The sequence below is a fragment of the Photobacterium andalusiense genome, from assembly GCF_900185625.1.
GTDB lineage: Bacteria > Pseudomonadota > Gammaproteobacteria > Enterobacterales > Vibrionaceae > Photobacterium > Photobacterium aquimaris.
The window spans coordinates 1,187,476-1,198,295 of the sequence record NZ_FYAJ01000001.1 but is presented as its reverse complement, the minus strand read 5'-3'; the positions used below and the strand labels follow the sequence as shown (position 1 = coordinate 1,198,295).

Genomic DNA, 10,820 nt, shown 5'->3' with positions numbered 1-10,820 from the left:
CAGTTGCAACGATGCGAACTAATACTTCGCCAGCACGTGGTAGCATTACATCAATTTCTTCAACAGAAAGAGGTTGTTTTGGACCCCATGCGATAGCAGCTTTTGATTTGATAAATTTGTCAGTCATCGTTTACTCTCTTAAATATTTGCGACCCATGATCAAGCATGGTGTTCGTTGTTAATTATAGTCACAGGTTTAACATTGTCATTGTGACTTGATGTAGCCATTATATTTATTTCTCGAAAATTGATAATCCCCATAAATGGAAAATCATTATTACTCATATGTAATAATATGAGGTTTTTGGATACGAATATAATATCAAGTGCTCAATAGAGGCCAAATGTTAGGTTAGACCAAGATATTAAATTAGGTATTAAGTGGTTATATAAATGTGATTTGTGTCACATTTGTTACTTTTTGTGTTAGTGATATAAAAAAAAACGAATAAAAAAAAAGCAACATCTTCAAAGAGATGTTGCTTAATTTTTTACACAATAGTTATGTAAATATTATGCTTATGCGTGATTTTGAGCGTAAACATGTGTTGCGATTGCATCCATTAACGCTGGAGATAGGCAATCGTAAGTGTTTAGGCCTAGTTCATTTAAACGTGCACGGATTGCCGTCATATCTTTTGGATCAGTACCTGTTTCGATGATTGAAGAAACAAATGCAGCAAACTCAGGTGCAGACCAACCTTCATCAGTAGATAGTTCTGTATGAACGAAATCTAAACCAAAGAATGGGTGATTAGTATTATCAATACGACCGTACATATGAACACCACATTCTTTACAAGCGTGACGTTTGATTGCTGCAGACTCATCGATAACAACAAGTTTTTCAGCATTTGCAATTACTTCAACATTGTCACGTGAAATAACTGCGATTTGTGAAAATACTGCGCCTTCTGGTTTCCAACACTTAGAACAACCACAAGCATGGTTATGTGCAGTTTGACCTGATAGTTTTACACGTACAGTATTTGACTCACAGTTACAGTTTAATACGCCACCTTGGAAGTTTTCTTTAGTAGCTGCAAAACCGTTATCAATTGAAGGGTGTAGAGATATAGACATAATTTTTCTCTTATTTAATAGTTATTGGATAATGTTTATTTTGTAGGATTATTATGGTTAATTTTAAATGTCATTTTTAAATGCTGTATTTAACTTAGTACAAATAAAGTAAAAATGAAAAAATTAACTATGATAATAATAAATTAACACATATATTGTGTCGATGAAATATATTCTATACTTTAATTTGTTTTTCACAATAACGTATATTGTAATTGATTATTACCAAATAGGAACAATCAAGAATAAGATGTCGCCCTAATAAGGAACAACTTAAAAGGGCACCATTATAATGAAATAAATTAGCGGCTATTTTATTTGTTTTTACTTATGTGTGTTGCAATTGCATCCATTAAATCAGGAGATAAGCAATCGTAAGCTTCTAAACCTAATGACTCAAAACGTTCGCGAATTTCAGGCATTGACTTAGGATCGGTACCCGTTTCAATCACTGATGAGACAAACGCAGCAAAAGCAGGCGCAGACCAGCCTTGTTCACTAGAAAGCTCTGTATGAACGAAATCTAAGCCATAAAATGGGTGGTTAGTGTCTTCGATACGACCATACATATGGACACCACAATCTTTACAAGCGTGACGTTGAATCGTTGCGGTTTCATCAATAATAATTAGTTTTTTAGCATTTGCGATAACTTCAACATTATCACGTGGAATAACGGCTACTTGTGAAAATAAAGCGCCTTTAGGTTTCCAGCATTTAGAACAACCACAAGCATGGTTATGGGCTGTTTGTCCGGTTAATTTAACATTAACTTTATTCTTTCGGCAATGACAGCTAATTAAACCACCTTTAAATGTATTACTTGTTGGTTTTATTCCATTATCAATTGCAGGGTGCAATTTAATAAAAGGTGACGTTGAACCTTCAGTATTATTACCGAATAATTTAGCAAAGAATTTTTTCATTATATTAATCTTATATTATGTGTAGAGTATTAAATACTAATGGTGAAAACATCATTAGTTATATATTCAAGTATTAAGTATTAAGTATTAGGTATTAAGTGTTAGGTATTAAGTGTTAGGTATTAAGTATTCGGCTAATGGGATTAGCCGAATACACATGTGGTGCCAGTTACTACATTCCGTTAGGCTGGAATAATGCTTTTAAACGTTTAGTAATAATTAAACGTGATACAGTAAACATACCTTCAACGGTACGTTGGTGTAGACGGAAAATCGTATCGTAAAGACGACGAATAAGGCGTCCTTTAAATACTAACTTATTTGCCATTTTTGACTGAGGAGCAAATGAACCTACAGCAAAGTGATGCCCAACTGCGACAACCATACCACCATCTTTAAATTCAAAGTCGGTCAGTTCTTTACCACGTAATAAGCCAGTTAAACTTTTGCTTAAATGCACTGCTGCACGGTTCGCCGCTTGTGCTTTTGGCGGAACAAAACTGCCATCAGCTTGTGGAATTGATGCACAATCACCTAAAGAGAAAATGCTATCATCAACAGTAGTGGTTAAATTCGCATTAACAATAATTTGGTTCATGCGGTTATATTCTAACCCCCCAAGTCCTTTAAGCCATTCTGGTGCTTTTACACCTGCAGCCCAAAATTGAATATCAGCCTCTAGTGGCTGATTATCAGCGGTGACCATGCCATGTTCTGATACTTCACTAATACGCGTATTTAAAAGCACATTAATATTTGTACGTTGTAGCTCTTTTAATACTTTAGCAGACATTTTTTGTGGGCTATTTGGTAACACACGATCTGCTGCTTCAATTAAATTGATTGTTAGTTTAGCTGCATTGTAGCGTTGTAATTTATGGCTTACTCGTGCAAGTTCAGCTGCAAGTTCAACACCTGTAGCACCAGCGCCGACAATATTTACAGTGCGATCACTACCTTCACGTAGCAATTGACTGATCTTGTTCCATGCATGACGAGCTTGGCTTGCCGAATCAAGGAAAATACAGTTATCACGAGCACCGCTAGTATTAAAGTCGTTACTTACTGCACCAACAGCGACAATAAGGTAATCATATTTTACCGCAGCTTCTGTGCCATCGTTACGACGAACACTAAGCATTTTATTTTCACGATCAATATCAGTCATTGCTGCTTGATAATGTTGGTAACCATTAATTGCACCATGGGTGAAGTAGCAAACTGAATCTAACTCGCGATCAAAGGTACCTGCAGCAATCTCGTGTAAACGAGGTTTCCAATAGTGATCCGTTTCTGGTTCAACTAGAATAATTTCATGTTTTTTACGGTTAGCTTTTGCTAACAAAGTCGATAGTTCTATACCGGCAGCACCGCCACCTACAATAACGATTCGTGACATAACGAATACCTCAAAAAGTGAACCCTAGATATCATTCTCAGGGGATGGTCTTCCATCATTAAATTGATGAGCTGATCCGTTGCTACAAAATGACTTTTTATTAGCCACAACACGCAGGGCGGCTACCTGATATCTTATGTGTGATGAATTTCTTTGATATAAGACAATTAAATCGGTCAAAATTCAAGTTCTGTGAACTCGACACGGGTATTTTTTTTAAAATATCACTGTTGTGCCATTGGTGACCATTATATTCCAAACATATTTAATGACAATGGTGTCAAAAAACAAATGACCTTTACTGTGAGGTAATAATAATGTGAGATAAAATACGCTTGTAATTATTGGTTACAATTATTTACTGGTAAGATGTTGGTTTGTATGTAATCAAATAATGTGCATAACTATACAATTATAAGTTGTAAAGAAATAACTAAAGCTAAGGTAAAAAGAGGGCTAATTCTTATGAATTGGGAATGTTACGCAGAACAGAAAAGTAATAGTAAGCATGAGCAAACTGCTCATGCTTAAAGGTGGTAATTTAAAATGATTCTATGTCGGTAAATTGCCCTTGCAACCAGTGAATCGCTGGGCTTAATTGAGAACCAATTGGGTAAATAAGCGAAGCTGACCATACATTACTGGTAATTTTACTGAATGAAAGGTTAAGTTTCTTTAGCATTTCATTTTTAAGGTCATGTTTTAATACAAAATCAGGCAAGCAACAAATGCCAATATCTTCACGGCATAATGACAAAATAGTATGAATATCTTCAACATGCCATAGTTGTAGTGCTGCTTTTGCTTCATCAAATGGCAATGAATCTAAAGATGCAGGGATCAATAGACGTTGCTGACAAAAATCTTGGTAGCTTAATGTTGTCGCACCCGCGTTATATTTATCAAGGTACGATTGAGTAGCCACCCAGCTAACATTGATATTAAATGCTTGAGTATACTCTAGGTTAATTTTATTTTCGTGATCAAAAATACCTAATGCAATATCAAGATTTTTAGCTTTGATTTCTTCAGCTAAACGCTTACTGTTTTGTTGCATAATAAACAATTCAATATTCGGTAGGTCAGAGGATAACCGTTTGATTATTGAAAGTATTTTTTCATTGCATACCAGCGGATCAATACCGACTTTGATTTTTACATCATTCATATGGTAAATAGATAATGAGCGCTCAAGAAATGTTTGATATTGCGCCATCATTATTTTAGCATTTTTTAGTACGTGCTCACCTTTTTCTGTTAGGCGAGGGCACTTACTTGAACGATCAAAGACTTGAAATCCTAAATCAATTTCAAAGTTTTGGATAGTGAGGCTAACTGCAGCTTGGGTTTTATTCAGCTGTCGTGCAGCAGCACTAAACGAACCATATTCGGCAGCAGCAATAAATGAGCTAAGAGTTTCAATCTTTATATTCATTTTTTAACGATTCATCTTATTTTTATAATGGTTAATAGGTCATATTTTATCGTTCTACATAAGAATAACGACATTGGTGTGGTTCTAATATAACTAAAACCTATACCTAAAGACAACTATTAGTGCTTTTTATATTGATATTTATTATATTTATGGCTGTGTTGGTATTTGACAATTTTTAGCCTAATACGTGCTTTTATTTTATTAGTTGATAAAAATCAGTCGCTAAAGGGGATGTCTAGCGACATCCCCTTAGTATTTAGCCAATAAACTTAGTGATAAAGCCGCTAATATTAGAAAGGCTTGCTAGGCTCATTATAAGGACAATAGTGACACCAATTACCGTAAGGTAGAGTGGGTGCTTGTAAGTTCCTACGATATTGGGGTTACGTGTAGCACCAAGTACTGTCGCGAGTACGATAGGTAAAATAATGCTGTTAACAAGTCCAGCTAGCATCAGTAACAGGATTGGCATATTCATTAATACAGTGCCGAGGGTTGTGAACATGATAAACCCAACACACCATGATTTTTCATTACGGGCAACAACAGGGAAAAGCGTTTTTATTAATGATATTGCCATGTATGAGTTGCCAACCACTGAAGTAATTGAAGCGACAAATAATACCAACCCAAAAATAAAGTAACCAATATCACCCGCACCATGACGAAATGCATCTGCTGCAGGGTTTGATGGATCTAACGTTACTCCAGTTGTGATCACCCCTAATACAGCACAAAATAATAAGATACGAATAATGACCGCAATAGAAATACCTGCCCATGCGGTTTTGGTGACATTGTGGGTATTTTCAGTGCCTGTTAAATTCACATCGATTAAGCGTTGTGCGCCAGTGTAATAGCCACCAACGGCTCCTCCAACGATTGTTAATGTTGGCAATAAAAGGTTTGAAAAATCAGAAGAGGCTATTGCAGCTATTACTGTTGGTGCGAGTGGCGGTAAATTGGTGAGTGCGACATAAGCAATTAATATGATCATTAATAAGCCTAAGTAACGCGCCATTTGATCCATACGTTTAGATGCGTTATGAACAATGAATAACAGACTACCAATTACCCCTGTAAAAATAGCTCCCCAGGTAGTATCTAGCCCCGTGAGAACATTCATGCCAAGTGCTGAGCCGCTAACGTTGCCAAAGTTAAAAGCAACCGCGCCAAGCGCTAATAAGATGCCAATAAAGTATCCCATTCCCGGCGCTACTTTATTAGCAATGTCTTGAATTCGTAAGCCAGAGACGCCAACGATACGCCATAAGTTCATGACAATACCAAAAGTAATAAACATTGAAGCAAAAACAGGAAAAGCCATATCAATGTTATAGATATTGGTAAATACAGCGGTTTGCGTTAAAAATCCAGGGCCAACAGAGGTCGTCGCCATCAAAAAAGCAACGCTCAAAATTGCTTTGTTTTGCCAATTAGTATGGCGTGGGGAAGCTGTTGTGGTTTGTGTGTCAGTTTGCATAATCAATCCCAAAATCAAAGTCTCTCATATTTATAAAAATAGAAAGACAACTGATGGGGATCAGCTGCATTAGGGAATGATATCTTTAATGAAAAAGCAATAAAATGTAATCGATTGCTTTAGTTGGCGCGGATAATAGAGATAGTTATAAGGACTGTCAATAACCTTTTTTCAAGCAATAAAAAAAAAGCCCTATCTTGGTAAAAGCTAGGGCTTTAAAGTATTTTTTTAAGCGGTATTATTTCTCAGTGGTATGAATAGCTGCTTTAAGATCATCTGGATTTAAATCTGCGCGATCAAACTCTTGAGATGCGGGCATACGTAAGTGGAAATCTTTAAAGATTTCAACTTCAGCAATGCCTTCAGTTAAAATAAAATCACTAACATGACCACCTTGAGTACGATCATCACTGATAAAGTGAAAATGGAATCCTGGAACATTTATACCGATCATATATTCAGGGATCTTAAAGCCAATCATGACACCTGAGACATGAGTCATTTCAGCAATCGGTTGATGCTTTACCACTTCCACCATTGGCGGATAAGGACGATGCTGTGCAGGTACTGTACGAGTTTTAACGTATGAGAATTTGCCAGTTAAACGAATAGCATTAATGGCGTTATTAGCAACAAAGTCTTTTTCTAAACAAGTTTCAAATTCAGATTTGGTTAGCTCAATAAGACTAACTGTATCAGTTGGCTCGAAACTAACTATACCAGCAAACGGCGTAGTAATATCATGATCTACAAGATGCACATCACCAGTACTCGTAAGTTGATATACTTCATCACCTAAAACAATCATCTCGCCATCAAGATCATTAAAGGTACCGATACCAAAATTACCATGATCAAGTAATTGACCAATTGTAAAATCACCTTGGTATAAACCTGCAATCAAGGCACTCATCATTGAAGTTTGATAAAACGTTTTGTCGTTATTTTTATGGCTCATGATGTGTTCCTCTTAATCTTGTTGGCAAGGGTGAAGTTGATCAAGTAGACGGCTGTTATCGCGGTAATCAACATTAACGTTAACTAATACTGGACCACTTAATGCCATTGCTTTACGAAGTACAGGCTCGATATCATCAGCGTTGTTAATTGCTAAGCCGTGTGCACCAAAGCTTTCAGCATATTTAACAATATCTGGACCCATGAAACTAACGGCACTTTCACGACCGTATTTTTTCAGTTGCTGAATTTTAACCATGTCGTAACTGTGATCTGTCCAAACAAAGTGAACAATATTACATTTATGACGAACTGCGGTTGCCAATTCCATCGATGAGAATAAGAAACCACCATCACCAGACATTGAAATAACTTTTTCATTAGGTGTTAGTAATGAAGCTGCGATAGCCCAAGGTAAAGCAACCCCTAGCGTTTGTTGACCGTTGCTAAATAACAACCGACGTGGCTCAAAAGCGTGGAAATAACGTGCCATCCAAATGTAAATAGAGCCTACATCACAACATACGGTTGTATCATCACTCACAAATCGACGTAGATCATGTACAAAACGTAGCGGATGGACACCTATTGATGAAGTCTTGTTAACACCCATACGCATAATATGTTGTAAGTCTTGACGTAAATCTTGAAGTTTTTGATTATTTTCAAGAGGTTCACGTTGATCTAATTCTGCTGCAATAGAATCAACAGAAACGGCAACATCGCCAACAACTTCACAAATTGGATTATAACTAATTTCTAAATCTGCTTGCTGGTAACCAATATGAATAATCGGTGTTTTACCATCTTTATTCCATAAAATAGGATCATATTCGATTGGGCTATAGCCAATTGTGATTATTAAATCAGCATTGTTTAATGCAATATCACCAGGTTGATTTTTAAATAAACCTACACGACCAAGGAAACAATCATATAAATCATGTGAAATCACACCAGCAGCCGCAAAGGTGTTAACTACCGCTATTTTAGTTTGTTGTAGTAATTGGCGAATAGATGCTGTTACAAAAGGTTGACTGGCATCCATACCTAATAGCAATACTGGATTTTTTGCCGCATTAATACGATCTGCTGCTTGACGAATTGCTTGTGGATGCGCACCACCAAATAAAATTGGCTTAGGTTGCTGTACGGGAATAAACGGAATCTGATTGGTTAGCACATCTTGAGGTAGACTAACAAAACTCGCTCCTTGAGTAGGTTGTTCCGCAATACGGAATGCTTTATGAACCACATCAGGGACAGAGGCACTATCCATTACTTCTGCTGAGAATTTAGTAATAGGATTAAACAGTGAACGTGTATCCATTGATTGGTGCGTATTATGAGAATACATCGAAAGCGGGACCGCACCAGCCAGTGCAACAACAGGGTCGCCTTCACTATTTGCTGTTGCAACACCGGTAACAAGGTTTGATGCACCTGGACCAGATGTTGCAAGACAGATACCTGCTTTGCCTGTTAAACGTCCAGTTGCAGCTGCCATGAAAGCGGCATTTTGTTCATGGTGACAAATAATGATTTCAGGACCGTTATCACATACAGCATCAAAAACTGAATCGATTTTAGCTCCAGGGATACCAAAAATATGTGGAACATCGTGTGCGTTTAGAGTTTCAACGACAAGCTCGGCACCTGAAATGGTTTTATTTAACATATAAGCCTCATGGTTATAATTATTAATCGGCTCAGGACATGTTTTCGCTAAATCGAATTTTATGTGATGAGTGGCACAAAATTTAAATTATTTATCATACAAATTAAAGGGGCTAAAATTGGAAGTTAATATTTCTTATTTAACAGTAGGCAGTGTAATTAATTACATTTTGATGGTGAGGAAGAAGGAAATACAGATTGGAAGGGAAAATCATGTGGCAAGATAGAACAAGGGCTTCAAAAAAGAAGCCCCCTAATCATTAACGGAAATGGTGATAGTCTTATAGCATGATGTTTGCAATCAGTGCTGATAACACACTAACTAAAGTTGAACCATATAGTAGGCGTAAGCCAAAACGCGCAACCATATTACCTTTTTCTTCATTCACACCTTTCACCGCACCAGCAATAATACCGATAGAACTAAAGTTAGCGAATGAAACTAGGAAGATTGAAACTGTACCTACAGTGTGTGCAGATAAGCTTCCCATTTGTTTTTGAAGGTCCATCATAGCAACAAATTCATTGGTAACTAATTTAGTTGCCATGATACTACCTGCTTGTAATGCTTCATGAGCAGGTACACCCATAAGCCATGCAACAGGATAGAATAAGTAACCAATTAGGTTTTGGAAACTGATACCAAAAGCAGCATCAAAGCCCGCATTGATCATTGAGATTAGTGCGATGAAACCAATTAGCATAGCAGCAACAATAACGGCGACTTTAAAGCCCATTAAAATGTATTCGCCTAGCATTTCAAAGAATGTTAATTTTTCACCACTTTCAGCCGCCATCATTTCATCGATATCCATCTCAGCCTCATGATCATAAGGGTTGATGATAGAAAGAATGATGAAAGTACTAAACATGTTAAGGAATAATGCCGCTACTACATATTTAGGGTCAATAAGTTTCATGTATGAGCCAACGATAGACATCGAAACTGTCGACATTGCAGTGGCAGCAAGGGTATACATACGACGCTCAGACATACCGCCTAAAATATCTTTATAAGTAATAAAGTTTTCAGACTGGCCAACCATTAATGCACTGATTGCGTTAAATGATTCAAGTTTACCCATGCCATTAACTTTCGAAAGTAAGAAACCTAACGCTTTGATAATATAAGGTAATACTTTTATATGTTGTAGAATACCAATTAATGCTGAAATAAAGACAATTGGCATCAACACACTAAGGAAGAAGTTAAAATCATTGTTATTCGATAAATTACCGAACACAAAATTAGTACCATCAGCAGCAAATGCAAGCAGACCATTAAATGCGTCAGCAAATTCTTTAACTATGCCAGTACCTGCTGATGAATTAAGTAAAAAGTATGCTAATGCTAATTCAATAATAAGTAGTTGAAGAATATATCGATATTTAATGTTTTTACGGTTATTACTAGCAAGTAACGCTAATACTGCAATAACGACTAACCCGAGTATAAAGTGTAGATAGACCATATTGGATTGTGCTCAGTGTGATTATTATCTGTTTATGTGGTTATGCTGAACGATTTCATTCTTAGATAAAGTGATATATATCGCATTTTTAATCCAGTGCTTTTTTCTGCAATTGACAAGAACTTATTTCTCAGAATTACGCAATCGCTTGCTATTTAAAGAAATTAGATGGTGAAAAATGTTAAAAAATATATTTTCTAACTGAGATTTATGATTGATTATGATTTTTTTTGTGATGTTGGTATCAGTATAAACGCCATTTACCCTTTGATTTTTAATTATTGATGTCATAAATGAACATGGGTTGTTAAAAGTAATGAAGTGGGGTTAAAGGTGGATAGTGTAATTTTAAGAGGTAAGGTCTATTTGTTGTATCAATATTACA

Annotated in this window: 8 protein-coding genes and 1 pseudogene; all 9 read right to left on the bottom strand. The window is 36.3% G+C overall.

Annotated elements, in window-relative coordinates; genetic code table 11:
• Positions 1-127 (bottom strand): annotated as a pseudogene (locus PAND9192_RS20515) (S-(hydroxymethyl)glutathione dehydrogenase); the annotation flags it as partial.
• A gap of 392 nt (positions 128-519) precedes the next feature.
• On the bottom strand, positions 520-1,083 hold the full coding sequence (gfa, locus tag PAND9192_RS05425; RefSeq protein ID WP_087852859.1) for an S-(hydroxymethyl)glutathione synthase: 564 nt from the start codon (positions 1,081-1,083) through the stop codon (positions 520-522).
• A gap of 314 nt (positions 1,084-1,397) precedes the next feature.
• Positions 1,398-2,009 carry an S-(hydroxymethyl)glutathione synthase gene (gene gfa / locus PAND9192_RS05420; RefSeq protein WP_087852858.1) on the bottom strand — a complete coding sequence of 204 codons (612 nt, stop codon included), beginning with the start codon at positions 2,007-2,009 and terminating at the stop codon, positions 1,398-1,400.
• Between the two features lie 172 nt (positions 2,010-2,181).
• Positions 2,182-3,408: an NAD(P)/FAD-dependent oxidoreductase gene (locus PAND9192_RS05415; protein WP_087852857.1), complete on the bottom strand. Its 1,227-nt coding sequence runs from the start codon at positions 3,406-3,408 to the stop codon at positions 2,182-2,184.
• Positions 3,409-3,949: 541 nt separating this feature from the next.
• Positions 3,950-4,843 carry a LysR family transcriptional regulator gene (locus tag PAND9192_RS05410; protein WP_061000402.1) on the bottom strand — a complete coding sequence of 298 codons (894 nt, stop codon included), beginning with the start codon at positions 4,841-4,843 and terminating at the stop codon, positions 3,950-3,952.
• 259 nt (positions 4,844-5,102) lie between these two features.
• The gene (locus PAND9192_RS05405; RefSeq protein ID WP_087852856.1) at positions 5,103-6,329 is read right to left on the bottom strand and encodes an NRAMP family divalent metal transporter; all 1,227 of its coding nucleotides are present in this window, start codon (positions 6,327-6,329) and stop codon (positions 5,103-5,105) included.
• Between the two features lie 238 nt (positions 6,330-6,567).
• Positions 6,568-7,287, bottom strand: a complete 720-nt coding sequence (gene budA / locus PAND9192_RS05400; protein WP_087852855.1) for an acetolactate decarboxylase — start codon at positions 7,285-7,287, stop codon at positions 6,568-6,570.
• 12 nt (positions 7,288-7,299) lie between these two features.
• Positions 7,300-8,964 carry an acetolactate synthase AlsS gene (gene alsS, locus PAND9192_RS05395; protein ID WP_087852854.1) on the bottom strand — a complete coding sequence of 555 codons (1,665 nt, stop codon included), beginning with the start codon at positions 8,962-8,964 and terminating at the stop codon, positions 7,300-7,302.
• Between the two features lie 280 nt (positions 8,965-9,244).
• The gene (locus tag PAND9192_RS05390) at positions 9,245-10,435 is read right to left on the bottom strand and encodes a NupC/NupG family nucleoside CNT transporter (protein ID WP_065168021.1); all 1,191 of its coding nucleotides are present in this window, start codon (positions 10,433-10,435) and stop codon (positions 9,245-9,247) included.
• Positions 10,436-10,820: the final 385 nt, after the last annotated feature.